We start from the raw sequence: 24,512 nt of genomic DNA on the forward strand, positions 1-24,512 counted from the left end.
TATGAGATGCTCGGGCGCCATCATCAACCCGTTTCCCCCATCCTCAACTCCATCCCCTCGATCCCCAGCGGCAGGTGCGTCGCCGCGACAATCATCCCGCCATCCGTGCAATGCTTCGCCATCAACCCCGCGAACCGCGCCTCCGAAGCCTTGTCCAGCCCCGCCGTCGGCTCGTCCAGCAGCCACAATGGCCGGTGGCTGACCAGCAGTTTCGCGATCGCCGCCCGGCGCCGTTGCCCGGTCGATAGATAGCCGAACGGCAGGTGGCCGATGCCACCGAGCCCGACCGTTTCCAGCGCCTCTTCGACGCCGAGCTGTCCGTCGCCGTTGAAGTCGCGCCAGAAGCGCAAATTCTCCGCCACGCTGAGCGCCGGCTTCATTGCGTTCTGGTGGCCAAGGTAGTGACAGGCCGAGGCAACAGACGGGAACGCTTCGCCCCCGTCTTCAATCTTCATGGCACCCTCGATCCTCACGCTGCCTTGCGGCACCGGCAGCAGCGCGGCGATGACCCGCAGCAAGGTCGACTTGCCCGATCCGTTCGGCCCGGTAACGATGAGCGCCTGACCCTCCTCCAGGGCAAAGCCGATGCCGGAAAACACCGCGTCGCCGCCTCGCTCGCCGCACAGATTTTCGGCGATCAGCCGCATTCCTCGCCTGCCCTGAAACCATGTGTCGCGGCCGCTGCCGCATCGCACAAAATTGCTTTCCAACTGTCTAGAACTATTCCAGAAAATTCTCTATATGCGGTGCATCCGTGCCAGCGGTCGGCACGGGAACAGAATTAGCGCCGAACCAGCGCACGCGCCGCCTTGAACGGCTCGGGTTGCTTGGGAACGGACAGCGGAAATGGCCGTACCCGCACCTTTGCGCGTGATTGCATGCCATCGGCGTCCGTTCCCTTTCAGGCTGAACAGACAAGGATCGCACGTGTCAAAATCCCTCGACAGTTTCAATTGCCGCCGCACGCTGACCGCAGGCGGCGCGGAGTATGCCTATTTCAATCTCATTGAGGCCGAGAAGAACGGCCTCACCGGCATCTCGCAGCTGCCCTATTCGATGAAGGTGCTGCTGGAAAACCTGCTGCGCAACGAGGACGGCCGCTCCGTCACCAAGGAATCGATCCAGGCGGTGGCCGGCTGGCTGACCGACAAGGGCACCGCCGGTGTCGAGATCGCCTATCGCCCGGCCCGCGTGCTGATGCAGGATTTCACCGGCGTTCCGGCCGTGGTCGACCTTGCCGCGATGCGCGACGCCATGGCTTCGCTCGGCGGCGATCCGCAGAAGATCAACCCGCTGGTGCCGGTCGACCTCGTCATCGACCATTCCGTCATCGTCGACGAATTCGGCACGCCGATGGCCTTCGCCCGCAATGTCGAGCTGGAATATGAGCGCAACGAGGAGCGCTACAAATTCCTCAAATGGGGCCAACAGGCGTTCCGCAACTTCCGCGTCGTGCCGCCCGGCACCGGTATCTGCCATCAGGTCAACCTCGAATATCTCGGCCAGGTGGTGTGGACCAACACCGAGGACGGCGAAACGACAGCCTATCCCGACACCTGCGTCGGCACCGATTCGCACACCACCATGATCAACGGCCTTGGCGTGCTCGGCTGGGGCGTCGGCGGCATCGAGGCCGAGGCGGCCATGCTCGGCCAGCCCGTCTCCATGCTTTTGCCTGAGGTGATCGGCTTCCGCCTCACCGGCAAGCTCAAAGAAGGCGTCACCGCCACCGACCTCGTGCTCACCGTCACCCAGATGCTGCGTAAGAAGGGCGTCGTCGGCAAGTTCGTCGAGTTCTTCGGGCCGGGCCTCTCCAACATGACGCTGGCCGACCGCGCCACCATCGGCAACATGGCGCCCGAATATGGCGCCACCTGCGGCTTCTTCCCGGTCGACTCGGAAACCATCCGCTACCTCACAATGTCCGGCCGCAGCGAGGACCGCATCGCGCTGGTCGAGGCCTATGCCAAGGCTCAAGGAATGTGGCGTGAGACCGGCTCGACCGATCCGGTGTTCACCGATCTGCTCGAGCTGGAACTTGGCTCCGTCGTGCCGTCGATGGCCGGACCCAAGCGGCCCGAGGGCCGCGTCGCCCTGGAAGGCATTCCGGAAGGTTTCGCCAAGGCGATGGAGACCGAATACAAGAAGGCCGCCGAAATCTCCAAACGCTACGCAGTCGAAGGCACCGACCATGATCTCGGTCATGGCGACGTCGTCATCGCCGCCATCACTTCGTGCACCAACACCTCGAACCCGAGTGTGCTGATCGGCGCCGGCCTCCTGGCCCGCAACGCCAACCGCCTCGGTTTGAAGCAGAAGCCATGGGTGAAGACCTCGCTGGCGCCGGGCAGCCAGGTGGTCGCCGAGTATCTGGAGAAATCCGGCCTGCAGAAGGAACTCGATCAGATCGGCTTCAACCTGGTCGGCTTCGGCTGCACCACCTGCATCGGCAATTCCGGCCCGCTGCCGGCGCCGATCTCGAAGACCATCAACGACAAGGGCCTGATCGCTGCCGCGGTCTTGTCCGGCAACCGCAACTTCGAAGGCCGCGTCTCGCCCGACGTGCAGGCGAACTATCTGGCCTCGCCGCCGCTGGTCGTCGCGCACGCGCTGGCCGGCACCGTCACAAAGGACCTGACCACCGAGCCGCTCGGCGAGGACAAGAACGGCGAGCCGGTCTACCTCAAGGATATCTGGCCGAGCTCGGCCGAGATCCAGGAGTTCATCGAGAAGAACGTCACCCGCGAGCTGTTCGCCCGCAAATATGCCGACGTCTTCAAGGGCGACGAGTACTGGCAGAACGTCAAGGCGCCGGAAGGCCAGACCTATGCCTGGGACGACAACTCGACCTATGTGCAGAACCCGCCCTATTTCGCTGGCATGACATCAGGTTTCGGCAAGATCGGCGACATCAAGGGCGCCCGCGTGCTCGGCCTGTTCGGCGACAAGATCACCACCGACCACATTTCGCCGGCCGGATCGATCAAGGCGGCCTCGCCGGCCGGCAAATACCTCACCGACCACGGCGTCGGCGTCGCCGACTTCAACCAGTACGGCACGCGGCGCGGCAATCACGAGGTGATGATGCGCGGCACCTTCGCCAACATCCGCATCCGCAACCACATGCTGGGCGAGAACGGCCGCGAGGGTGGCTACACCATCCACTACCCGTCGAAGGAAGAGGAATCGATCTACGACGCGGCGATGGAATACAAAAGGGAAGGCGTGCCGCTGGTTGTCTTCGCCGGCGTCGAATACGGCAACGGCTCGTCGCGCGACTGGGCGGCCAAGGGAACCAATCTCCTTGGTGTCCGCGCGGTCATCGCCCAGTCCTTCGAGCGCATCCATCGCTCGAACCTGGTCGGCATGGGCGTTATCCCCTTCGTCTTCGAGGAAGGCACCTCATGGGCATCGCTCAACCTCAAGGGAGACGAGCTGGTCGAGATCGACGGCTTGAGCACCATCAAACCGCGCCAGACGATGATCGCCACGGTCACCTATGGCGACGGCACCGTGAAGAATGTGCCGATCATCTGCCGCATCGATACGCTGGATGAGCTCGATTACTTCAAGAACGGCGGCATCCTGCAATACGTGCTGCGCGATCTTGCTGCTTAGTACGGGAGTAAGGGAGTAGGGCAGTAAGGGAGTAGGGAAGGGAATCCCTATTCCCCTATTCCCCTATTCCCCTATTCCCCTATTCCCCTATTCCCCTATTCCCCTATTCCCCTACTCCCCTATTCCCCTACCTTCGGCTTCCCAAACCGCGCCGCTGCCGCCAAAAGCACGCTGAGCATCACGCCGTTGAGGATGTGCCAGAGGAAGTGCGTTCCGAGCGGAAAGCTGCCGCAGACCACCGGGTCGATCATCCGGCAGATGACGGATACGACGAAGATCGCCGAGCCCGCCAGATTATACCAGCCGGCGCGATTGCCGCTCACCGTCACCCAGACACCGAAGAAGGCGAGCGCCAGGAACGGCGGCAGATAGCCCGTCGTACCGTTCGACGCCTGGCGCAGCCAGTCCGGCACGGCAAGGGTTATCGCCCCGGCAATCACGTAGAAAGCGATGAAGATGGCGATGGCCTTGCCCCATCGCATGCCGAGGAAGCGACGCAGATTGAACAGCGTGTAGGCCAGCGTGAAGCCGGCGATCGGCAGCACGTCGGCCCAGACCGTGCCCTTGGTCGCAAAGGTGTGAAAGATCGTCGAGCCGATGCCGATCGCCACCACCCACCAGGCCAGCACCTCGGCGAAGGCGCCGGTGCCCAGCCTTCGCACCTCGCGCACGCCCCACAGGCCGGCGGCGATGAAGGCGAGATTGGTCAGGGCGTTGACGGGTTCGGACCAGAATTCCGGGCCGGTCCGCTCGCAATAGAGGTCGACCGGCGCCAAAAACGTTTGCCACATCGTGATTGCCGCCCGAATCGGTTTCTATCCTGAAGCGCAGATCCTTCCTATTGCGGGGTTGCGGTCAGCTGCAATGGCAAAATTTCACCGCAACGTGACTTCCCGTTGACTTCCGGTTCTGCCACATATTTTAGCAATCAAGATAAAGCCGGCACCACCGGCGGGAATCGGAATGGCCATGGCCTCGCGAAAATCATTGTGGCTGGCAGCTCTTGCGCTGGCCTTCTCGGCGTCTGCCGGCGCCGGGCATGCCGGCGAATCCGATCGCGCCCATGCCGACCGGGTCCAGATCGACAGGCCCCAGATCGACAAGCCATTGGGCGTGGTCGAGCTGTTCACCAGCCAGGGCTGCAGTTCCTGCCCGCCGGCCGATACGCTGTTCTCCGAACTTGCCGCCAAGGAAGATATCGTGGCGCTCGCCTATCACGTCGACTATTGGGACTATCTCGGCTGGCAGGACACGCTGGGCCGCAAGGAGAACACCGAGCGGCAATACGACTACATGCGCGCCTTCGGCAGCCGCTCCGTCTATACGCCGCAGGCCGTCATCAATGGCCGTGTCCACGTCAACGGCGCCAGCCGCGGCGAGGTTGATGGCGCGCTCGCCCGCATGGCCAAGAGCGGCGAAGGCATGCGCGTCGCCGTCAAGGTCAGCCGCACCAGCGACCGTGTGACGATCGACGCCGGTGATGCCGGCAACGGCCCCAGCGACGCCCATGTCGTCATCGTCTATTTCGACCCGCCGCAGACGGTCAAGGTCGGCGAGGGCGAGAATACCGGCCGCAAGATGACCTACTGGAACGCCGTCACCGGGATTCAGACCGCTGGCATGTGGCATGGCAAGGCACAGCGCTACGAGCTGCCGATGAGCGAGATTGCCAAAAAGGGCGGCTGCGCCGTGCTGCTGCAGTCGGTCGGCAAGGACGGCATGCCCGGTCCTATTCTCGGCGCCGCGTTCATCCACAAGCCGTAACGGACGCCGGCGCCCCCCATCTTCGCTAGGACTGTGGATGGGAGGCCCCTCATCCGGCCGCTTCGCGGCCACCTTCTCCCCGAGGGGAGAAGAGGTAAAGCGCCGCCGCGATCTCCTCTCCCCTCGGGGAGAAGTCGGATTGTCCCGAATTGCCCCTTCGCAATTCGGTTGGCAATCCGGGTGAGGGGGACGCGACGCTCGGTGAAACCGCACTCGACTCACCACCCAATAAAAAACCGACGTCAGCTTGCTTCTGACGTCGGTCATTTAGGTTTTGGGATCGTCGCACCCGGTTCTTCCGAGGAAGAGCCGAGGTTGGTTCGATCCGACGCAGACCCGTGGGCGGGGGGCTTGGGGTTTACGAGCCGGTGCCGGACCGAACCGTCTCAGGCAACACCGGTAAATTCGTCGGACATTGGGGCATGAGCGCGGATAAAAAAAGGCAGAAATGTGGCGGAACATCACCAATTCCAACACGGCGTTTCATAAAAGTGACTGGACGTGACGAAAACGGCGCGGCGCGGGGCTCGGTTCGCTAGGCCTTGCAATTCAGTCGCGAACACGCCAACTTTGGTTGGCAAAGATTCATTTTGAAGGATCGAGGCATGACGGATGACAGCGGCGGGACGGGGGATGGGGACGCATCCGCGATATTGATCCCGCTGCACGAGGCACGACGCGAACGTCTCGATCAGCCGGTACGGTTTGACCGCCGCGAGTTGGACCAGATCCTCAGGCTCTACGGACGCATGGTCGCTGCCAATGAATGGCGCGACTACGCCATCGATCATCTTGCGGACCGCGCCGTGTTTTCCGTATTCCGCCGCACCAGTGAAGTGCCGCTGTTCCAGATCGTCAAGGATCCGAAACTGGCCCGCAAGCAGGGCGCTTTTGCCGTCATCGCCGCCGGCGGCCGCATCCTGAAACGCGGTCAGGAACTTGGCCGCGTGCTTGGTGTGTTCGACAGCAAGCTCAAGGTTGTAGAGGCTTGAGCTACGGAATTGAAGAAACTGAAGAATTGAAGAATTGGGCACTCGACGCCTGATGTAACCGCCTTCTTCTTCAGTTCTTCAGTTCTTCAGTTGTTCAGTTCTTCAGTTCTTCAGTTCCCCAATTCCTCGCTTCAGTCCCCTTTAAGACGAAACTTCCGCTCCGGCAGCGAGCTCGGATCGGGCGGCGCCGAGGCACCGCCATTCAGCGACAGCTGCATGAACACCGTGTCCAGCCAGCGCCCATGCTTGTAGCCGGAACCTTCGAGGCGTCCCGAATAGCGAAAGCCGAGCTTTTCGTGCAGCCGCACCGAGGCACTGTCGGGACGGCCATCGCCGATCACCGCGATGATCTGGCGAAAGCCCGCCGTCGTCACTGCCTCGATCAGGCTTTGCATCAGCTTGAGCCCGACGCCCTGGCCCTTGGCCTCGGGCGCGACATAGACCGAATCCTCGACGATGAAGCGATAGGCCGGGCGCGGCCGGAAGGCGCCGGCATAGGCGTAGCCGAGAACAGTGCCGTCCTTCTCCGCCACCAGGTAAGGAAAGCCGCCGGCCATCAGGCTGTCGAATCGAACACCCATCTCCGCGCGGCTCGGCGGCTCCAGCTCATAGCTCGCCGTGCCTTGGGTCACCGCGTCGGCATAGATGGCCGTGACGCTGTCGAGGTCGGCCACCGTGACAGGCCGGATCGTAATATTGCTCATTGTTTATGCATGTCGTTTCTCTGCTCGCAATAACAGCAAAGGCCAAGACAAAAGAAAAGGGCGGCCGTTGGGCCGCCCTTCTGGAACTCGATGGTCCAAGCGCTGCTGTACTAGCGGCGGTCGCCCATGAACTGCAGCAGGAACATGAACAGGTTGATGAAGTCGAGATAGAGCCTCAGCGCGCCCATGATCGCCTTGCGGCCGGCGACATCGGTAGCATCGCCCTCGAAATACATCTCCTTGATCTTCTGCGTGTCATAGGCGGTGAGGCCGGCGAAGACCAGCACGCCGATCGCCGACACGGCGAAAGACAGCGCCGACGACTGCAGGAAGATGTTGATCACCGACGCGATGATGATTCCGAACACGCCCATGATCAGGAACGAGCCCATTGCCGTCAAGTCGCGCTTGGTGGTGTAGCCGAACAGCGACAGCGCGCCGAAAGCGGCGGCGGTGGCGAAGAAGGTCTGCGAGATGCTTGCCGTGGTGTAGACCAGGAAGATCGACGACAGCGACAGGCCGACGAGACCGGCATAGACCCAGAACGTGGTCTGCGCGGCAGCGACGCTCATCGACTGAATCCTGAACGACAGGAAGAACACGGCGGCCAGCGGCGCCAGCATCACCACCCAGCGCAGCGGCGAACCGAAGATCGCGTAGCCGAACGAGGTCAGCATCTCGCCGCTTGGCAGCGTCGCGACAGCCGAAGCCGGATCGGTGGTGGTGGCCAGCATGATCGTGCCGACAGCGGCAAGACCAGTGATGAGGAGGCCAAGCCCCATCAGATTGTAAACCTTGATCATGTAGGCGCGCAGGCCCTGATCGATGTCGGCACCGACGCTGACGCCGGGCACGGCGCGCGTCTGGTAGTTGCGAATGGGATCAGCCATTGTAGTCCTCTATTGCTTCTGCCCCGTCCGGTGTCAGGTCCTTCCGGACCCAGGCGCCGCTGGCAGGGCTCCAGCATGCCTGTGGCGAAATATGATGGTTATTCGCGTCAAGAACAAGACCGTAACCGGATGTAACGGTTCGTGAGGCAACCAAGTGCCGATTCCTCGGCTTTCCGGACGGCTTTCTTACCAAGATTTAATCCAGGATGCCTTTTCCGGGCCTGTCGTCACAGGTTGCGCAGCACCGGTGCTGCCTTGTGGCCGAGCACCCGCCAGGTGCCGGCGAGACCAATGCCGACCGTGACCACCAGCGAAAACAGAATGGTTGCCACCGCCACCTCCGGCATGAAATGCGACGGCAATGTCATGATGCGCGCGACGACGAACCAGGCGGCAGCACTGCCCGCTGCCAGCGCGAAGATGGCGGTGGCCAGCCCGATCAGCATATATTCGAGCGAGAAGGCCGATATCAGCGTCGTGCGTGTCGCACCCAGCGTCTTCAACACCACCGCATCATGGATGCGCGCCCGGTTGCCGGCTGCAAGCGCGCCGGCCAGCACCAGCACCGAGGCGATCAGCGCCACGCCAGCGGCGGCCCGGATCGCCGTGCCGAGTTGCCCGACCAACCGGTTGACGACATCGAGCGCGTCCTTGACCCGCACCGTCGTCACCGCGGGGAAGGCGCGGGTGACGGCGTTGAGGATGCGGGCGTCGTCGGCCGTCGAGGCACTCTTTTCGGTCAGCGTCGCCATCCAGCCATGCGGGGCGCCTGCGAATGTGTTGGGCGAGAAGACCATGACGAAATTGATGCCCATCGTCTCCCATTCGACCTGGCGGAAATTGGCGATCCTGGCGGTGACATTGCGGCCCAGCACATTGACGGTGATGGTGTCGCCGAGCTTCAGCCCGATCTCCTTGCCTTCTTGCGCCGAAAACGAAACCAGCGGTTCGCCGCTGTAATTTTCGGGCCACCAACTGCCCTCGGTCAACGTCGCGTTCTCCGGTTGCCTGGTGTCATAGGTCAGGCCGCGGTCCCCCCTCAGCACCCAGGCGCCTTCCGCCGGCACTTTCACCTTGTCGACATCGACACCGTTCAGCGCCATCACCCGGCCGCGCAGCATCGGCACCTTGGCCAGCACGCCCTGCGGGGCCTCCTTGCCGATCAGCGCCGAGAACGACGCGACATCGGCGCTCTGGATGTCGACGAAGAAGAAGTTCGGCGCCCGTTCCGGCAGGCTGCCGGAGATCTGCCGCCTGAGATTGCCATCGATCAGCGCCAGCGTCACCAGCAGCGTCAGGCCAAGCCCCAGGGACAGCACCACCGATGGCGTCAGGGCGCCTGGCCGATGAATGTTGCCGATGGCGAGCCTGAGCGCCACGAAGCGCACGCGCGGGCTTTTCCTGGCCGCCCATTGCACCAGTGCGCCGACCACGCGCAGCACCAGGAAGGCGAAGACGGTAGCGCCGACAAAAATCGAGGCTATGCGCTGGTCGCCCGAGAACAGAATGGCCAGCGCCGCAAGCAACAGCGCGATGCCTATGGCGGCCGCGACATAAGCGGGGCGCGGCAAGCCGCGGCCTTCCAGCCCCATTTCGCGAAACAGCGCGGTTGCCGGCACGTCGCGGGCGCGGCCGAGCGGCAGCAGCGCGAAAGCCAACGTCACCAGCAGGCCGAACAGCGCCGCCATACCGAGCGCGCCGGGATAGAAGCCGCCTTCGGCAGGCACCGGAATGACGGATTGCAAGGCCGCACTCGCCGCGAACGGCATCAGTGCGCCGAGCACAAGGCCCAGCACGATACCCAATCCGGCTATGATCAGGATCTGCACGAGATAGATGGCAAAGACGAAGCCGCCCGAAGCGCCCAGGCTCTTGAAGGTGGCGATGACGCCGCGCTTGCCGTCGAGATAGGCGCGTACCGCATTGGCGACGCCCACGCCGCCGACCACCAGCGCCGTCAGCCCGACCAGGGTCAGGAACTGCGAGAAACGTTCAATGTTGGACGACAGCGCGGGCGCCGCGTTGCTGCGTGTGCGGATCGACCAGCCTGCTTCGGGGAAATCCGTGGCGGCCTTGTCCTGGACGGCTTTCAGCCGCACCTCGTCGGCGTCTGCCGGCAGCCGGATCTTGTAGGCATTCTCGACCAGGCTGCCCGGCTGGATCAGTCCAGTGGCCGCCAGTCCGTCGGTCGAGATCATCAGCCTTGGGGCGAAGCCGAAACCGTCGGACACGGCGTCCGGTTCGGCGACCAGCCTGGCGCGCAGTTCGAAAGTGGCGGTGCCGAGCTTCAGCCGGTCGCCGATCTTGACGTGCAACCGCTCGAACAGAAGATCGGGTGCCGCCGCACCGAAGACGCCGAACTCTTCGCCGAACAGTTCCTGTTTCGACAGTGCCGGCTCGGTCTCCAGCGTGCCATAGAGCGGATAGGCATGGTCGACCGCCTTGGCCTCGACCAGCGCCTGGTCGGATCCGTCGGCCAGACGCGCCATCGAACGCATGCTGGCGGTCCGGGAAACCGTGCCGAGCCCGTCAAGGAAGCTGCGCTCCGCCCGGCTGGCGTCACGCTGGTTGATCTGGAAGCGAAGATCGCCGCCGAGCAGCGTCTGGCCCTGATTGGCGACACCGGCGGTGATCGAACGCGCCACCGAGTTGACGCCGCCGATGGCCGCGACGCCGAGCGCGATGCAGGCGAGGAAGATCAGGAAGCCGGACAGGCCGCCGCGCATCTCGCGCAGTGAGAAGCGGACCGCGAGCCTCAACGTCCGGGACAGCGGCATCAGGCCGTCACCTTGACGGGGGCCGGTGCCTCGATCCGGCCCGAGCGCATCGAAACCTGGCGCGAACAGCGCGCCGCGAGCGCCGGATCATGGGTCACCAGCACCAGCGTCATGCCGCGCTCGGCCGCCTTGGCAAACAAGAGGTCGGCGACCTGCCGCCCGGTCGCCTGGTCGAGATTGCCGGTCGGCTCGTCGGCGATCAGGATGCGCGGCGACGGCGCCAATGCGCGGGCGATCGCCACGCGCTGTTGCTCGCCGCCCGACAATTCGCCGGGATAGTGGGTGACGCGGTCGCTGAGGCCAACCGCCGCCAGCTCGCGCGCCGCCACCGAAAACGGATCGGCATGGCCGGCCAGTTCCAGCGGCACCGCGACATTTTCCAGCGCCGTCATGTTGGGAATGAGATGGAAGGACTGGAACACGATGCCGATGTTTCGGCCACGAAACGAAGCAATCTGGTCCTCGCTTTTGCCGTTGAGCAAAACGCCAGCGATTCGGACCGTACCCGAATCGACCCCTTCCAGGCCTGCCAGGACCATCAGCAATGTCGACTTGCCGGAACCCGAAGGTCCTACGATGCCGGTCGCCTCGCCGGTCGCCACATCAAGGCTGACACCCTTCAGCACATGGACCGATGAAGCGCCCTCGCCAAGGGTCAGGGATACATCTTTCAGCGCGATGACGGCTTCTGTCAAAATGAAATCGTCCTATATCTGGGAAGGCTCTGCTTGCCGGAAGCCGTCGACTGAAGAATTCCTAGCTCATATGGGGCCTGCCGCATGTCTTTCAAACGCAGTATTGCCGCAGGCTTGATGGTTTTCCTCGCCATCAGCGGCGCCATGTCGTCGGCGAGCGCCGAGCCGTTCAAGATCGTCGGCTTCGGTGACAGCCTGATGGCGGGCTTCGGTCTTGGCCCGGACCAGGGCTTTACCGACAGGCTGCAGGCCGCGCTTGGCGCCAGGGGCCAGGATGTGATCGTCGCCAATGCCGGCGTCTCCGGCGACACGACGAGCGGCGGCCTGGCTCGGCTCGACTGGTCGGTGCCGGACGGCACGCAGCTTGTCATCCTCGAACTCGGCGCCAACGACATGCTGCGCGGCGTTTCGCCCGACATCACCAGGAAGAACCTCGACGAGATGCTGAGCAAGCTGAAGCAGCGCAAGATTGCCGTGCTTCTGGCCGGCATGCGTGCCGCACCCAATCTCGGTCCCGACTACCAGAATGCGTTCGACGCCATTTTTCCGGACCTGGCGAAGAAATACGAAGTCGTGCTCTACCCGTTCTTTCTCGACGGCGTCGCCGGCCAGCCCGGCATGCAACTCGAGGACGGCCTGCATCCGAGCGCAAAAGGCGTCGACCAGATGGTCGAACGCATCCTGCCGACGGTAGAGAAGGTGATCGCGGCAGTGCCGGGCGATTCCTAGCGGATTGGAACTGTTTCCGCCCGGCAAGCTTTTAACAGGGACTGTGGCCAACAAACCTCTTGCTCCGTTTGACTATCGATGATTCGCTATAGGTGACAGTTCGATTCGAGGAAGGGAGGCTCTTCATGCCGCGTCTTTTCACCGCCCTCGAAATCCCGCGTGACGCTGCCCTTTCGCTGTCCCTGCTGCGGGGCGGCTTGCCGGGAGCCCGCTGGATCGATGTCGAAAACTACCATCTGACGCTGCGCTTCATCGGCGATGTCCCCGGCCATGTCGCCGACGAGATCGCCAACGCGCTCGACCGCGTCCACCGCCCTTCCTTCTCGCTGGCGCTGTCCGGCGTCGGCGCTTTCGGGCAGAAGAAGCCGCATGCGGTGTGGGCGGGTGCTTCCGCCTCGCCCGGTCTGGCTGCCCTTCAGGGCGAGATCGACCGCATCTGCCAGCGGCTCGGCATCCCGGCCGATCCGCGCAAGTTCATGCCGCATGTGACGCTGGCGCGCTTACGCAATTCGACTCCGCTGGACGTCGCCCAATATCTGTCGGCGCGCGGCAATTTCTCGACGCTGCCGTTCCGCATCGGCCGTTTCGTGCTGATGTCGTCGCGCGATTCGGTCGGCGGCGGACCCTATATCGTCGAGGAAGCCTGGCCGCTGTCAGGCACGGACGCCCGCGCCTCCAGCCTTGTCGCCAGCGCCTCCGACGCCTCGCGGATCATGCGATAGGCGGAAGCGAAGGCTTCTGCCTCGTCATGATAAGGATCCGGCACGTCGCGTGCCTTTCCCTGCGCGAACTCCAGGAACAGATGGATGCGGTCCTGCACGGCCGCCGGCGCCAGCGCCTTCAGGTCGGCGACATTCGACCGGTCCATGCCGAGGATCAGGTCGAAACGGTGGAGGTCCTGCGGCGTGACCTTGCGCGCCCTCTGTCCGGAAATGTCTACGCCGTGCCGCACCGCGATCGCGATCGCGCGTCGATCGGGGGCAGAGCCGGCCTCCCAGTCACAGAATCGAGCAGGATATCCCGGGCCGATCCGCGCTCGGCCCAAACGGCGCGGAAGACACCTTCCGCCAGCGGCGACCGGCAGATGTTGCCGAGGCAGACGAAGAGAATGGAGTTTATGGGCTTCGCGCTCATCGATCCGTCGCTATGGTGAGGGTCGTTTTCGAATAGCACAGGATATGGACATGGCGAGAGAGAAACTGGGCAGGCAAGCCGCTGAAGCCGCATTGACCGGTCTCGACGGCTGGGCGCTGGCGGAAGACGGCGCCTCCATCAAGCGCACATTCACCTTCGCGAATTTCTCCGAGGCTTTCGCGTTCATGACCCGCGTCGCGCTTGCCGCCGAGACGATGGACCATCATCCCGACTGGTCGAATGTCTACAAGACAGTCGACGTGACGCTGAACACTCACGACGCCGGCGGCGTCACCGCGCTCGATATCGATCTGGCCAAGAAAATGAACCGTTTTGCCGGCGCCTGAGGCCTGGTATCGCCTCGGCGGGCCCAAATCGGCACCGGCATCTTGTAGCGGGGGTCGGGTTTCACCACATTTTGCCCGCGGGCATGCGCCGGGATGCGCACGGGCTCTGCAAGGAGAGACTGATGGCGCGACAATCCGGTTTTAATTTCTTCGGCTTTGGCGGCAAGCTGGCGGACGAGAGCGAAGTGCGCGAGAAATTCTGGCGCACAGCCAAGAAGGCCGCGCGGCAGATCCCCTTCATGGAAGAGGTGGTGGCCGCCTATTACTGCGCCATGGACAAGAACACGCCGCTGCGCGCCAAAGGCATTCTGCTCGCCGCGCTCGGCTATTTCGTGCTGCCGGTGGATGTCATCCCCGACTTCGTCTTCGGGCTTGGCTTCACCGACGACATCGCCGTGCTCACCGCCGCGATCACCGCCGTCAGTGCCCACATCACCACTGCGCACCGGCAGGCCGCCAGGGACGCCATGGCCGACAAGGGCTGAACTCGCGCACGGAACGCCGTTGAAGCCGGCTTTCCGCGGCAGCGTAAAAAGTCAAACTCTTGCCGCTTTCGTGGCCTCCAAGTCGCCAAAGGGATGTCGCGCCAGCCGCTCGCAAGGCGGCGGCGCGGGAATGGCGGCGGTTTCCTCGGGGTGAGGGTCCTTTTCTCTTCGGAAATTCACCGTTTGGTAACCCAGATTAAATCAAAATGAAGCGACGGGCAGGACGCCAAGCCGGCCTGCCTCCGCACCATTTGGAATACGGGAAAAGCGATGCGCGGATTGATTGCTATAGTTTCGAGTCTGGTCCTGGTGGCCGTGGCAGCCCCGGCGCTGGCGCAGTCGGCGACCAAGATCGGCCAGCACAATGCCTGGGGCACCTACAGCTACCAGGCATCGGGCGGCAAGGTCTGCTATGTCCTGACCGTGCCGACCGACAAGCAGCCGCCGACGCTCGACCATGGCGACATGTTCTTCTTCGTCAGCCAGCGGCCCGGCCAGCAAGTGTCGTACGAGCCGCAATTCATTGCCGGCTACAACTTCCAGGACGGCTCCAAGGCCACCGTGACCATCGATAAGAAGACGTTTTCGATGTTCACCCGCGGCAAATCGGCCTGGGTCGAGAATGCCGCCGAGGAGCCGGTGCTGATCGCCGCCATGAAGACCGGCACCGACATGAAGGTGACGGCGAAGTCCGGCCGCGGCAATCCCACCTCCTATGTCTTCTCCCTGAAAGGTATTTCGGCGGCGCTGACGTCGATTGCCAAGTGCAAATAGGCTAGGCTTTGTTTTGAGTGAAAGGCCGGGCCGCAAAGCCCGGCCTTTCGTTTTTGGGTCTGTTGGTGGATCTCTGGCGAGGGTGCATCATCGCACTCCGCATGACTCTGCCTTCAACCTGTGCTATGCGCCGCGCTTCCTTTCCGGCACGATGCGTGAAATCGGCCGCAAACCGCTTATATCAGTGCAACCATGACCCTTTCATTCGATCTCACCACTGACGGCGCCCGCGACGCGTTGCGTGCCCGCGCGGCACAGCCCGAAAAGCCGTCGCTGATCGGCCTGACGCGGGTCGAACTCGCCGAGGCTCTGGTTGCATCAGGCACTGTGCCGGAACGCCAGGCCAAGATGCGTGCCCAGCAGCTCTGGCACTGGATGTATGTGCGCGGCGTCTCCGATTTCGCCGGCATGTTCAACATCTCCAAGGATCTGCGCGCCGAGCTCGACAAGCATTTCACCGTCGCCAGGCCTGAGATCGTCGAAGAGCAGATTTCCGCCGACGGCACGCGCAAATGGCTGTTCCGCTTTCCGCCGCGCGGCGCCGGCCGGCCGGTCGAGATCGAGACGGTCTATATTCCCGAAGAGGGTCGCGGCACGCTGTGCATCTCCTCGCAGGTGGGCTGCACGCTGACCTGCTCGTTTTGCCACACCGGCACGCAGAAGCTGGTGCGCAATCTGACGGCTGAGGAGATCCTCGCCCAGCTGCTCACCGCCCGCGACCGGCTCGGCGATTTTCCCGACCGCGACACGCCCGACGGCGCCATCGTGCCGGCCGAGGGCCGCAAAGTGTCCAACGTCGTCATGATGGGCATGGGCGAACCGCTTTACAATTTCGAAGCGGTGAAGAAGGCGCTGCTGATCGCTTCCGACGGTGACGGCCTGTCCCTGTCGAAGCGGCGCATCACGCTGTCGACCTCCGGCGTCGTGCCGGAAATCTTCCGCACCGGCGAGGAGATCGGCGTCATGCTGGCGATCTCGCTGCACGCCACCAATGACGATCTGCGCGACTTGCTTGTGCCGATCAACAAGAAGTATCCGCTCAACGAGCTGATCGCCGCCTGCCGCGCCTATCCCGGCTTGTCGAACGCCAAGCGCATCACCTTCGAATATGTGATGCTGAAGGACGTCAACGATTCCATCGAGGACGCCAAGGGCCTGATCAAGCTGCTCAAGGGCATTCCGGCCAAGATCAACCTGATCCCGTTCAACCCGTGGCCGGGCACCAATTACCAGTGCTCGGACTGGGAGACGATCGAGAAATTCGCCGATTACATCAACAATGCCGGCTATGCCTCGCCGATCCGCACGCCGCGCGGCCGCGACATTCTCGCCGCCTGCGGCCAGCTCAAATCCGACTCCGAGCGCATGCGCAAGGTCGACCGGCTGGCGCTGGAAGCGATGATGATAGCGGGGCACGGCGAGGCGTGAGCCGCCCCTTCGCCTGGCTAAAACGCTTCGCCATCATGGCGGTCGGCTATGTCGCCGCGGTGCTGACCTCGATCCTGGTGCCGGTGCTGCTGATCGCTCTCCTGGAAGGCATCGAAGACGGCAACTGGTCCATCATTTTCGCTTTCGACTGGCTGGGCTCGTTCCCGCTCGCCGTCTTGACCGTAACGATCGGCGCGCTGTTGATCGTCGGCCCGGCGCTCTTTGTCGCCGAACGGTTTTCACTTCGGGGATGGTTCTACTTCGCCGCCACCGGTGCGATCACGTCCATCGCCTTTGGCGTATCCATGCCGCGCTCGGCCAGCAGCTTTGTCTTCAATCCGGGCTTTCTGGGTTTTCTCGCCACCGCCGGCATCGCCGCCGGTTCGGTCTACTGGCTTCTGGCTGGACGCAGGTCCGGCACGCGACAGAATCTGGGCCGGGATTGATGGCGCGTCTCGTCGGCTACCTCGTCCGTTTCACCGTCATCCTGTTCGGCTATGCCGTCGCCTCGCTGGCGGCGAGCGCCTTCCTCAACATCCTGTTGCTGGCATCGCTCGGCTACACGCCGGAGCATGCGCATCCGACGGCGACGGCTTCCCTGTATTTCTCAATTCCCTTCGCCGCTCTGTTCGTCGCCTATTTCGCCCTGATGCCGGCCTCTGTCGTCATCCTGCTTGCCGAAATCCTGGGCCGGCGCGACTGGCTGTTCTATGCGCTGGCAGGCGCGGTGGTTGCCGGTGTTTTCCTCGGGCTTGCCGACCGCAGCGGTGACACCGCCTTCGTCGTCAGGGACACCAGCGCCATCATGGCCGTGATCGGCAGCGGCATGGTCGGTGGTATCTTTTACTGGCTCAGCGCCGGGCGCTGGGCCGCAAGCTGGTGGCAAGGCGAACCAGGATCAAAAGAGGATGGCCAGACAGGATGACGGCGCCTACTTCGCCTGCGCCGTCAGGATCTTGAGGGCGAAGGCGGAGAACACGCCGGCAAAGAGATAGTCGACCGCCCGTGTGACGCGCGGGCTGGCCTTCATCGCCGCCGAAAACTTTTCCGCCGCCAGCACCATCGGCACCGTCACCGGGACCGACAGCACAATGAACATCAGCCCAAGGAAAAACAGCTTTCCCGGTGCGTTCGGATCATGCGCGGAGACGAACTGCGGCAGGAAGGTCATGAAGAACAGGATGATCTTCGGGTTGAGCAGATTGACGCCAAGACCCGCGGCCCAGCTGCGCAACAGGGAAATCTCGGGGCCTGTCTTCTTCTCCGGCGAAAAGGCCGAGCCCCTGGTGATTGCCTGCCAGGCCAGGAAGACGAGATAGCCGGCGCCGAAGATCTTCAGCACGAAGAAAGCCATCGGCGAGGCGACGATCAGCGCCGAGACACCGACAACCACCAGTGTGGTGTGGATCAGCGTGCCGCACAGCGCGCCGGCCATCGAGGCAAAGCCGGTGGCACGGCCCTGGCTCAGCGTGCGCGAGACGAACAGGGTCATGTCCGGCCCCGGCGTGATCGCCAGGATGACCGTGGCGATGGCGAACTGGATCAGCGTGGCGGTGTCTGGAATGAACGACATGAGCGGCCCCCAAGGGATTGCGAGGCCTATACAGGATGCGCCATGACGATGCCAGACACAGCAGCGACCCGATTTCGATCCAGCAGGCGTCCGCACGGCATTCGCTGGACGGCCGGCCGCGGCGTCCTATGCCTGCCTGCTCAGCCGCATCCTCGCCGGCTCCTCCGCGACGAGTTGATCGTTGCGGACATCGGCGTCCCCGGTGATCTGGTCGATCGGCTTGGGCCGGCCGAGGAAATAGCCTTGCGCCTCGTTGCAGCCTTCGACTTGCAGGATGGTGAGCTGGACATGCGTCTCGACGCCTTCGGCAAGCACCGGAATGTCGAGGCTGCGGCCCAGCGTCAGCACCGCCCGGATGATGGCCTTGGCCTGCGGGCTTCGCTCGACGTCAGCCATGAATGAACGGTCGAGTTTGATCTTGTCGAACGGAAACGAGCGCAGCGTATCGAGCGATGAATAGCCGGTGCCGAAATCGTCGATCGCGATCGTCACCCCCAGCGCCTTGATCTGGCGCAGAACATGCAGCGTGCGCACCTTGTCGGCGACGATCGTCGATTCGGTGAGCTCCAGCTCCAGCCGTTTCGGCGACAGCCCGGTCTCGATCAGGATCTGATGGACGAGCTTGGCGAGATCGGCATGGGCGAACTGTACCGGCGACAAATTGACCGCGATCTTGTGGCCGTTGCCCCACGAGGCCGCCTGGCGGCACGCGGTCCGCAGCACCCATTCGCCGATCGCCATGATCGAGCCGTTCTCCTCGGCAATCGGGATGAATTCGGCGGGCGGGATCATGCCGTGCACCGGATGGGTCCAGCGCAGCAGCGCCTCGTAGCCGCAGGTGGCGCCGGTCGGGACCGAGGTCTGTACCTGATAGTGGAGCGAAAGCTCGCCGCGCTCGATCGCCTGGCGAAGGTCGGTGGCCAGCGCGCGGCGCGCCCGCGCCGTCTCATCCATGGCGGATTCGTAGAAGCAGACGGCTCGCGTGACGTCGTTCTTTGCCCGGTACATGGCAAGATCGGCATTGCTGACCAGCCGCTCGCGGTCGGCCCCGTCGCGCGGATAGATCGCTACGCCGATGCTGGCGCCGGCGGCGATTTCGAAATCGTCGAGCCGCAACGGCTCGAACAGGGATTTCTCCAGCCGCGAGACCAGCCCGAGAAGGTCCTTCTGATCCTTGAAGCGCTTGATCGCGGCGAACTCGTCACCGCCGAGCCGGGCGACGAATTCGCCCTCGCCGATGAGTTTCGACAGCCTGCGGGCGACGATCTTGAGCGCCTGGTCGCCGGCCGCATGCCCCCTGAGGTCGTTGATCTCCTTGAAGCGGTCGAGATCGATGACGATGACCGCCGTCATTGTGTCCTCGCCCTCGCATGCCCGGTCGATTTCATGGTCAAGGCGGTCGTTGAAGGAGACCCGGTTGGGAAGGCCGGTAAGGGCGTCGTTGAGGGCGAGATGCTGAAGCCGCTCGAAGCTCTCCAAACGACCACGCTCATCGATCAGATAGCTGGCGAAGCCGGTGGCCGCGACGATCAGGCCCACCACGGCGACGGCGACCGCCATTGCCACCAGAATATCGGGATTGGTGCCTGTGCTGATGAAGGACAGCGGCGTCACCGCCACCGCGGCCATAGCCGTGAAATGCAGGCCGACGATCGCCAGCACCAGCAGCCCGATGGCGAGATAGTTCGACCAGCGGTATGGCCGGCGCACGGCATGGCCGACGGCCAGGGCGGAGAACACCGCCGAGATGACCAGTGAGGCCACGACATAGGAGCCGTCCCATTCGACGATGCCGGCAACGTGATAGGCCATCATGCCGGTGTAGTGCATGGCCGAGATCGCCAGGCCGACGACGACGCCGCCCCATTCCGGGGCCAGGCGCCGGCTCTTGCCGGATGCGAGGGTGAAACCCAGCCCGGTGCCGGCGATGGCGATGACCAGGGATGCCATGGTCAGGACCGGATCGAAGGTGATCGGCGCGCCGGGCTGGTAGGCCAGCATGGCGATGAAATGGGTGCACCAGATCGACGAGCCGGCGGCGACCGCGGTCAGGAACAGCCAGCCCTTCATCTGCACGCCGGTGGTTTTTCTCGAACGGTCGAAGAGGCCGATCGTCACCCAGCAGCCGGTGACGCACATCAGCGCCGCCAGCAGGACAAGCCACAGATTATGCTCCATGGCGATGCATGATATAACGCGCATCAAGAACGGCCCGAGCCCGAGGGACACCCGCGACAAGGCAGGCAAGAAGCCGCCCGGAAATGGTCGAGGCGGCTTTGTCGCGAATGTTAGCGGCACGGCGTGAAAACTTGATTAAGTCCTTCCAGCAAATGCAGCCTTTGATTGCAGCAGGTTGTTTCCGCTGCCGGCGGCCCCCGGCCATGCGCTGGACCAGAAGCCATGCATGCACGCGTGCTTGCTCGCTCTGCCGTTCCTGCTAAAAGGCGCTGCGACAATCCGTGACGCCCAGGCTGGGGCGTCCGCCATCGACGGAGTAGAAATGTCCAAGGCCAAAGACATCAAGAAGGTCGTGCTCGCCTATTCCGGCGGTCTCGACACATCCATCATCCTGAAATGGCTGCAAACTGAACTCGGCGCCGAAGTCGTGACTTTCACCGCCGATCTTGGCCAGGGCGGCGAACTCGAGCCGGCCCGTCGCAAGGCCGAGATGATGGGCATCAAGGACATCCGCGTCGTCGACGTGCGCGAGGAATTCGTGTCCGACTTCGTCTTCCCGATGTTCCGCGCCAACACCGTCTATGAAGGGACCTATCTGCTCGGCACCTCGATCGCGCGGCCGCTGATCTCCAAGCATCTGGTCGATATAGCCCGGGAAACCGGCGCCGACGCGATCGCGCATGGCGCCACCGGCAAGGGCAACGATCAGGTTCGCTTCGAGCTTTCAGCTTACGCACTGAACCCCGACATCAAGGTCATCGCGCCGTGGCGCGACTGGTCGTTCAAATCGCGTACCGACCTGATGAATTTCGCCGAGCAGCATCAGATCCCGGTGCCGAAGGACAAGAAGGGCGACGCACCTTTCTCGGTCGACGCCAACCTCTTGCATTCGTCCTCCGAGGGCAAAGTGCTGGAAGACCCGTGGGTGGAGCCGCCCGAATTCGTTCATCAGCGCACCGTTTCGCCGATGGACGCGCCGGACAAGGTCACCGAGATCGAGATCGAGTTCCTGAAGGGTGATCCGATCGCGCTGAACGGCAAGAAACTGTCGCCGGCGACCATGCTGGCGGCACTCAACGATCTTGGCCGCGACAATGGCATCGGCCGGCTCGACCTGGTCGAAAACCGCTTCGTCGGCATGAAATCGCGCGGCGTCTACGAAACACCAGGCGGCACCATCCTGATATCAGCCCACCGGGCCATCGAATCGATCACGCTCGACCGAGGTGCGGCCCACCTCAAGGACGAGTTCATGCCGCGTTACGCCGAGCTGATCTATAACGGCTTCTGGTTCGCGCCCGAACGGCTGATGCTGCAGGCGATGATCGACAAGAGCCAGGAAGACGTCGAAGGCACGGTGCGGCTCAAGCTCTACAAGGGCAACGTCATGGTCACCGGCCGCAAGTCGAAGAAGACGCTTTACTCCGATGCGCTGGTCACCTTCGAGGACGACCGCGGCGCCTACGACCAGAAGGACGCCGCCGGGTTCATCCGCCTCAATGCGCTGCGGCTCAGGACTCTGGCCGCGCGCAACCGCGCCAAGTAGGGCGGATGCGCGGTTTCGGTCGCTGCCTGGCGCCGCTGGTTGTTCTGGCGACGCCGGCGGCCGGCCAGGAGTTCGACCCCGCCTCTCTCGACCTTGCCGCGCTGATCGAATGTCGGGCGAATGTGCCGGCCTACAACGACTTTGCCCTGTGGCTGTCCAGCGCACCGGGTGCCGTTGAAACGCTTGGCTGGAAGGAGGTTGCCTCGGGCAATCCGTTTCTCAGCCAATACGAACTGCCGGCCAAAATCCGCGTGTTCAACCGCGAGACGGGATCGATCGTGTTTACCGCAGCGGGGCCGATGGCCGTGCTCGATAGCGTTGCCGCGCCGGAGCTTGCCGAAGAACTCAACGTCATGGCCGTTTTTTCCACGCCGCAAAAATTCCTTGGCGAGAAGGTCGTTGTCCAAAGCACCGAAGAGTCGGAAGGATTGACCTTCTCCACGGGCATCAAGCTCAACGTCTCGACCGTCGAGTCGCACCCCGGCAAGACGCTGGCGGGCTGCTCCTACACGCTCGAAATCAAATGAAACCCGACATTCGCGCCGGGTTTCCGATCAAGTCAAAAATAGCCGGGGCCTTCTGCCCGGAGCATGATCCGTCAATCGCCGTCGATCGCCGTGGCAATGCGGGCGATGGCCTGCTGATAGACGCTCGCGGAATTCCAGCCGGCAATCGCGCCCATATTCGCACTCGCGCTCGCGCCCGCCCGCCAGCCATGCCCCTTGAGGAAGTTGGCGGTGGAAGCCAGCGCCGTGCTCTTGTCGCGCAGGTTTCCGCCACCGACGCCATATTTCAGGACGTTTCCGGGCAGGAACTGCGTGTGTCCGATCTCGCCATGCGCGGCCCCGACCGACGAGGCTGTCAACGCCCCGCGATCAACCAGCTTCAGGGCTGCGATGGCATGCGGGTAGAAGAACCCCGGCCGGCGGCAATCATAGGCAAGCGTCAAAATGGCAGAGACGGTGTTCTGGTTGCCCATGGCCGAACCGAAGCCGGTTTCCATACCCCAGATGGCGAGCAACACGCCCGGCGACACGCCGTAATTCGCTTCGATCTTGGAGAACAGCGCCGCATTCGACTTTTTCAGCGACCGGCCCTTGGAAATAATCGCTGCGCCACCACGACGCCGCATGAAATCGTCCACCGAGCCGCTGAAGGCCTTGTGAATGCCGCGGTCGACTGAGATCGTCTTTGTCGCGTAGTTTGCCCCGGCCAGAGCGGCCAGCCCCTTGGCGCCTACACCTTCCGACCTGGCCTGCGCGGCAAAGTCCTGCTTCCAGGCGTCGAAGCCGGCGCCGGTCTTGCCGCAGCTGGCTGCCGCCTGTGCGCCCGTCGCCAGCGCAAGCACCGCCACCACGGCCGCTGCAAACATCTTTCCCTTGGCAAGAATTGCCATGTTGATCTCCTGGTTGCCTGAATCACGTCCCAATTGCGAACTTGCCAGCGAAACGCGCACTTGTCACTGTCACCGCTGCAATGCTGGCGAATGCCGTGGAATTTGCCTAGGATCAAGTGATTATTGTGGCAGGGGGGCTGCATGAAAGACGTTGATGTCGTCATCATCGGTGCCGGCTCGGCGGGTCTTGCCGCCGCCAGGAGCTTGCAGGCGGCGGGGCTTTCCTTCACGCTGCTCGAAGCGATAGACCGAATCGGCGGGCGAGCCTGGACCAGCGACCAGCATTTCGGCGTGCCTTTCGACATCGGCTGCGCCTGGCTGCATGCGGCCGACCGCAATCCCTATTTTCCCGAAGCCCAGGCGGCAGGCTGGACGTTGCATCATCACGACATGAACGTCGATCATCTCTACTACCGCGAGCGCAAGGCGAGCGAAGCGGAAGAAGCCGACATGAAGGCCGCCGACGCAAAGCTGTTCGAACTGCTGGCCAAGCATGAAGTGAAGGACGGAGATGACGATCGTCTTTCGGCGCTGTTGGCAAAAGGCCATGCACCGCGCGCCGCCGCCACCTTCGCCGGGCCGATGGATTTCGGTGCCGACGAGGACGAAATCTCGATCCTCGACTTCCAGGCCGCTGCCGATCTCGACCCGAACTACTTCAGCAAGGAGGGCCTTGGCGCGCTGGTGGCGCGTTTCGGCGCCGGCGTGCCGGTCGAACTTTCGACGCCGGTGCGCAAGATCCTGTGGGACGTGCCGGGCGTCGCCTGCGTCACCGATCGCGGCACCGTCCGCGCCAAGGCGGTGATCGTCACCGCTTCGCCGGCGGTGCTCGCCTTCGAGGAGATCGCGTTCTCGCCGGCCTTGCCCGACACGCATTTCGGCGCCTTCTTCGACCTGCCGATGGGGATGCTGACCAAATTGCCTGTCGAGATATCGGGCACAAGGCTCGGACTGCAGCCCTTCGACGACCTGCTGATCGAACGGATGGCAAGGCACGACATCTATTTCCTGTGTTTTCCGTTCGACCTCGACCTGATGGTCGGTTTCGTTGGCGGCGATTTCGCCTGGGAGCTGTCGGCGGCCGGTGAAGCGGCCGGCATCGACTTCGTCGTTGACCGGCTGTGCGGCATCTTCGGCGGCGATACGCGCAAGCATGTCGGACGCGCCATGATGACCAATTGGGGCGGCGAGCGCTTCGTGCGAGGCGCATACGCCGCGGCCCGCCCCGGCCGTTCACTGGCGCGCATGGCCCTTATGCAGCCGGTGGCCGACAAGATCTTCTTCGCCGGCGAGCACCTGGCCGGTCCGCTGATGCAGACCTGCGGCGGCGCACGGCTGTCAGGCGAAGCGGTGGCAAGACAGGTGGTCGCCCAGCTTGCGGCGAGGACATGACCCGAACCGAAGGACAGAGCAAACGAGAGGTGGAACCTGGCCTTCGCTTTGCGAAACCTCGTTCTGCTGAGATCATGTTCCAACAAACAG

At 63.4% G+C, this 24,512-nt stretch carries 23 protein-coding genes and 1 pseudogene; 14 read left to right on the forward strand and 10 right to left on the reverse strand.

Features of this window, described 5'->3' with window-relative positions; genetic code table 11:
- Positions 1 to 23 precede the first annotated feature (23 nt).
- Positions 24 to 647, reverse strand: a complete 624-nt coding sequence (gene ccmA, locus NKH95_RS12725; RefSeq protein WP_023811302.1) for a heme ABC exporter ATP-binding protein CcmA — start codon at positions 645 to 647, stop codon at positions 24 to 26.
- 280 nt (positions 648 to 927) lie between these two features.
- Between ccmA and acnA the strand changes: the two genes are divergently transcribed.
- Positions 928 to 3,618: an aconitate hydratase AcnA gene (gene acnA / locus NKH95_RS12730; protein ID WP_352891679.1), complete on the forward strand. Its 2,691-nt coding sequence runs from the start codon at positions 928 to 930 to the stop codon at positions 3,616 to 3,618.
- Between the two features lie 119 nt (positions 3,619 to 3,737).
- Here acnA and NKH95_RS12735 read toward each other — a convergent pair whose 3' ends face one another.
- Entirely contained in the window at positions 3,738 to 4,409 is a 672-nt protein-coding gene (locus NKH95_RS12735) for a ceramidase domain-containing protein (RefSeq protein ID WP_352891680.1), read from the reverse strand.
- A gap of 172 nt (positions 4,410 to 4,581) precedes the next feature.
- On the opposite strand from NKH95_RS12735, the gene NKH95_RS12740 reads away from it, so the two are divergent.
- Both NKH95_RS12740 and NKH95_RS12745 read left to right on the forward strand, forming a co-directional pair.
- Positions 4,582 to 5,382 carry a DUF1223 domain-containing protein gene (locus tag NKH95_RS12740; RefSeq protein ID WP_352891681.1) on the forward strand — a complete coding sequence of 267 codons (801 nt, stop codon included), beginning with the start codon at positions 4,582 to 4,584 and terminating at the stop codon, positions 5,380 to 5,382.
- 605 nt (positions 5,383 to 5,987) lie between these two features.
- A complete protein-coding gene (locus tag NKH95_RS12745; RefSeq protein ID WP_023811306.1) occupies positions 5,988 to 6,374 on the forward strand; it encodes a DUF2794 domain-containing protein in 387 nt (128 codons plus the stop codon).
- Between the two features lie 131 nt (positions 6,375 to 6,505).
- On the opposite strand, the gene NKH95_RS12750 is transcribed toward NKH95_RS12745, so the two are convergent.
- From NKH95_RS12750 to NKH95_RS12765, 4 genes are all read right to left on the reverse strand, one after another.
- Positions 6,506 to 7,078 carry a GNAT family N-acetyltransferase gene (locus NKH95_RS12750; RefSeq protein WP_023811307.1) on the reverse strand — a complete coding sequence of 191 codons (573 nt, stop codon included), beginning with the start codon at positions 7,076 to 7,078 and terminating at the stop codon, positions 6,506 to 6,508.
- 110 nt (positions 7,079 to 7,188) lie between these two features.
- Positions 7,189 to 7,968, reverse strand: coding sequence for a Bax inhibitor-1/YccA family protein (locus NKH95_RS12755; protein WP_023811308.1), 780 nt, complete (start codon positions 7,966 to 7,968; stop codon positions 7,189 to 7,191).
- 227 nt (positions 7,969 to 8,195) lie between these two features.
- On the reverse strand, positions 8,196 to 10,745 hold the full coding sequence (locus NKH95_RS12760) for an ABC transporter permease (RefSeq protein WP_352772582.1): 2,550 nt from the start codon (positions 10,743 to 10,745) through the stop codon (positions 8,196 to 8,198).
- The gene (locus NKH95_RS12765) at positions 10,745 to 11,440 is read right to left on the reverse strand and encodes an ABC transporter ATP-binding protein (protein ID WP_352797832.1); all 696 of its coding nucleotides are present in this window, start codon (positions 11,438 to 11,440) and stop codon (positions 10,745 to 10,747) included. The genes NKH95_RS12760 and NKH95_RS12765 overlap by 1 nt, the downstream gene beginning before the upstream one ends.
- Positions 11,441 to 11,524: 84 nt before the next feature.
- Between NKH95_RS12765 and NKH95_RS12770 the strand changes: the two genes are divergently transcribed.
- On the forward strand, positions 11,525 to 12,169 hold the full coding sequence (locus tag NKH95_RS12770) for an arylesterase (RefSeq protein ID WP_128304279.1): 645 nt from the start codon (positions 11,525 to 11,527) through the stop codon (positions 12,167 to 12,169).
- A 125-nt stretch (positions 12,170 to 12,294) separates the two neighbouring features.
- Entirely contained in the window at positions 12,295 to 12,891 is a 597-nt protein-coding gene (gene thpR, locus NKH95_RS12775) for an RNA 2',3'-cyclic phosphodiesterase (RefSeq protein WP_127382293.1), read from the forward strand.
- Here thpR and NKH95_RS12780 read toward each other — a convergent pair.
- Positions 12,795 to 13,303: pseudogene (locus NKH95_RS12780) on the reverse strand (low molecular weight protein-tyrosine-phosphatase). The gene thpR and the pseudogene NKH95_RS12780 sit on opposite strands and share 97 nt — an antisense overlap.
- Positions 13,304 to 13,353: 50 nt before the next feature.
- Here NKH95_RS12780 and NKH95_RS12785 point away from each other — a divergent pair.
- The 6 genes from NKH95_RS12785 (at position 13,354) to NKH95_RS12810 (ending at position 17,262) form a co-directional block, all read left to right on the forward strand.
- Positions 13,354 to 13,650 (forward strand): 4a-hydroxytetrahydrobiopterin dehydratase, encoded by a 297-nt coding sequence (locus NKH95_RS12785; RefSeq protein ID WP_023811314.1) that lies wholly within the window; start codon positions 13,354 to 13,356, stop codon positions 13,648 to 13,650.
- Between the two features lie 122 nt (positions 13,651 to 13,772).
- The gene (locus tag NKH95_RS12790) at positions 13,773 to 14,135 is read left to right on the forward strand and encodes a YkvA family protein (RefSeq protein ID WP_128304281.1); all 363 of its coding nucleotides are present in this window, start codon (positions 13,773 to 13,775) and stop codon (positions 14,133 to 14,135) included.
- 270 nt (positions 14,136 to 14,405) lie between these two features.
- Positions 14,406 to 14,909 (forward strand): invasion associated locus B family protein, encoded by a 504-nt coding sequence (locus tag NKH95_RS12795; RefSeq protein ID WP_023811316.1) that lies wholly within the window; start codon positions 14,406 to 14,408, stop codon positions 14,907 to 14,909.
- A gap of 192 nt (positions 14,910 to 15,101) precedes the next feature.
- The gene (rlmN, locus tag NKH95_RS12800) at positions 15,102 to 16,337 is read left to right on the forward strand and encodes a dual-specificity RNA methyltransferase RlmN (protein WP_023811317.1); all 1,236 of its coding nucleotides are present in this window, start codon (positions 15,102 to 15,104) and stop codon (positions 16,335 to 16,337) included.
- Positions 16,334 to 16,783: a hypothetical protein gene (locus NKH95_RS12805; protein WP_023811318.1), complete on the forward strand. Its 450-nt coding sequence runs from the start codon at positions 16,334 to 16,336 to the stop codon at positions 16,781 to 16,783. Before rlmN ends, NKH95_RS12805 begins: the two co-directional genes overlap by 4 nt.
- Positions 16,783 to 17,262 (forward strand): hypothetical protein, encoded by a 480-nt coding sequence (locus tag NKH95_RS12810; protein ID WP_023811319.1) that lies wholly within the window; start codon positions 16,783 to 16,785, stop codon positions 17,260 to 17,262. The genes NKH95_RS12805 and NKH95_RS12810 overlap by 1 nt, the downstream gene beginning before the upstream one ends.
- Before the next feature lie 6 nt (positions 17,263 to 17,268).
- Here the strand turns inward: NKH95_RS12810 and NKH95_RS12815 are convergent, their stop codons facing one another.
- Positions 17,269 to 17,910, reverse strand: coding sequence for a LysE family translocator (locus tag NKH95_RS12815; protein WP_128304284.1), 642 nt, complete (start codon positions 17,908 to 17,910; stop codon positions 17,269 to 17,271).
- A 126-nt stretch (positions 17,911 to 18,036) separates the two neighbouring features.
- On the reverse strand, positions 18,037 to 20,112 hold the full coding sequence (locus NKH95_RS12820) for a putative bifunctional diguanylate cyclase/phosphodiesterase (RefSeq protein ID WP_352555588.1): 2,076 nt from the start codon (positions 20,110 to 20,112) through the stop codon (positions 18,037 to 18,039).
- 298 nt (positions 20,113 to 20,410) lie between these two features.
- On the opposite strand from NKH95_RS12820, the gene NKH95_RS12825 reads away from it, so the two are divergent.
- Together NKH95_RS12825 and NKH95_RS12830 are read left to right on the forward strand one after the other, a co-directional pair.
- Positions 20,411 to 21,634 (forward strand): argininosuccinate synthase, encoded by a 1,224-nt coding sequence (locus NKH95_RS12825; RefSeq protein WP_352555590.1) that lies wholly within the window; start codon positions 20,411 to 20,413, stop codon positions 21,632 to 21,634.
- Between the two features lie 5 nt (positions 21,635 to 21,639).
- Positions 21,640 to 22,161 carry a hypothetical protein gene (locus NKH95_RS12830; protein ID WP_352891684.1) on the forward strand — a complete coding sequence of 174 codons (522 nt, stop codon included), beginning with the start codon at positions 21,640 to 21,642 and terminating at the stop codon, positions 22,159 to 22,161.
- A 71-nt stretch (positions 22,162 to 22,232) separates the two neighbouring features.
- On the opposite strand, the gene NKH95_RS12835 is transcribed toward NKH95_RS12830, so the two are convergent.
- On the reverse strand, positions 22,233 to 23,030 hold the full coding sequence (locus NKH95_RS12835; RefSeq protein ID WP_128304286.1) for a lytic murein transglycosylase: 798 nt from the start codon (positions 23,028 to 23,030) through the stop codon (positions 22,233 to 22,235).
- A gap of 141 nt (positions 23,031 to 23,171) precedes the next feature.
- On the opposite strand from NKH95_RS12835, the gene NKH95_RS12840 reads away from it, so the two are divergent.
- Positions 23,172 to 24,422, forward strand: a complete 1,251-nt coding sequence (locus NKH95_RS12840) for a flavin monoamine oxidase family protein (protein WP_352891685.1) — start codon at positions 23,172 to 23,174, stop codon at positions 24,420 to 24,422.
- Positions 24,423 to 24,512: the final 90 nt, after the last annotated feature.

It is taken from the genome of Mesorhizobium sp. M0848 (assembly GCF_040319805.1).
GTDB lineage: Bacteria > Pseudomonadota > Alphaproteobacteria > Rhizobiales > Rhizobiaceae > Mesorhizobium.

Excerpts from the sequence above, each read along its gene's own strand:
- NKH95_RS12795 (WP_023811316.1), top strand. The coding sequence starts at position 14,406 with ATGCGCGGATTGATTGCTATAGTTTCGAGTCTGGTCCTGGTGGCCGTG.
- NKH95_RS12825 (WP_352555590.1), top strand. The coding sequence starts at position 20,411 with ATGTCCAAGGCCAAAGACATCAAGAAGGTCGTGCTCGCCTATTCCGGC.
- NKH95_RS12745 (WP_023811306.1), top strand. The coding sequence starts at position 5,988 with ATGACGGATGACAGCGGCGGGACGGGGGATGGGGACGCATCCGCGATA.
- NKH95_RS12740 (WP_352891681.1), top strand. The coding sequence starts at position 4,582 with ATGGCCATGGCCTCGCGAAAATCATTGTGGCTGGCAGCTCTTGCGCTG.
- rlmN (WP_023811317.1), top strand. The coding sequence starts at position 15,102 with ATGACCCTTTCATTCGATCTCACCACTGACGGCGCCCGCGACGCGTTG.
- NKH95_RS12810 (WP_023811319.1), top strand. The coding sequence starts at position 16,783 with ATGGCGCGTCTCGTCGGCTACCTCGTCCGTTTCACCGTCATCCTGTTC.
- NKH95_RS12735 (WP_352891680.1), bottom strand. The coding sequence starts at position 4,409 with ATGTGGCAAACGTTTTTGGCGCCGGTCGACCTCTATTGCGAGCGGACC.
- NKH95_RS12750 (WP_023811307.1), bottom strand. The coding sequence starts at position 7,078 with ATGAGCAATATTACGATCCGGCCTGTCACGGTGGCCGACCTCGACAGC.
- NKH95_RS12815 (WP_128304284.1), bottom strand. The coding sequence starts at position 17,910 with ATGTCGTTCATTCCAGACACCGCCACGCTGATCCAGTTCGCCATCGCC.
- NKH95_RS12760 (WP_352772582.1), bottom strand. The coding sequence starts at position 10,745 with ATGCCGCTGTCCCGGACGTTGAGGCTCGCGGTCCGCTTCTCACTGCGC.
- NKH95_RS12835 (WP_128304286.1), bottom strand. The coding sequence starts at position 23,030 with ATGGCAATTCTTGCCAAGGGAAAGATGTTTGCAGCGGCCGTGGTGGCG.
- NKH95_RS12830 (WP_352891684.1), top strand. The coding sequence starts at position 21,640 with ATGCGCGGTTTCGGTCGCTGCCTGGCGCCGCTGGTTGTTCTGGCGACG.
- NKH95_RS12840 (WP_352891685.1), top strand. The coding sequence starts at position 23,172 with ATGAAAGACGTTGATGTCGTCATCATCGGTGCCGGCTCGGCGGGTCTT.
- NKH95_RS12790 (WP_128304281.1), top strand. The coding sequence starts at position 13,773 with ATGGCGCGACAATCCGGTTTTAATTTCTTCGGCTTTGGCGGCAAGCTG.
- NKH95_RS12820 (WP_352555588.1), bottom strand. The coding sequence starts at position 20,112 with ATGCGCGTTATATCATGCATCGCCATGGAGCATAATCTGTGGCTTGTC.
- NKH95_RS12785 (WP_023811314.1), top strand. The coding sequence starts at position 13,354 with ATGGCGAGAGAGAAACTGGGCAGGCAAGCCGCTGAAGCCGCATTGACC.
- NKH95_RS12755 (WP_023811308.1), bottom strand. The coding sequence starts at position 7,968 with ATGGCTGATCCCATTCGCAACTACCAGACGCGCGCCGTGCCCGGCGTC.
- NKH95_RS12770 (WP_128304279.1), top strand. The coding sequence starts at position 11,525 with ATGTCTTTCAAACGCAGTATTGCCGCAGGCTTGATGGTTTTCCTCGCC.
- thpR (WP_127382293.1), top strand. The coding sequence starts at position 12,295 with ATGCCGCGTCTTTTCACCGCCCTCGAAATCCCGCGTGACGCTGCCCTT.
- ccmA (WP_023811302.1), bottom strand. The coding sequence starts at position 647 with ATGCGGCTGATCGCCGAAAATCTGTGCGGCGAGCGAGGCGGCGACGCG.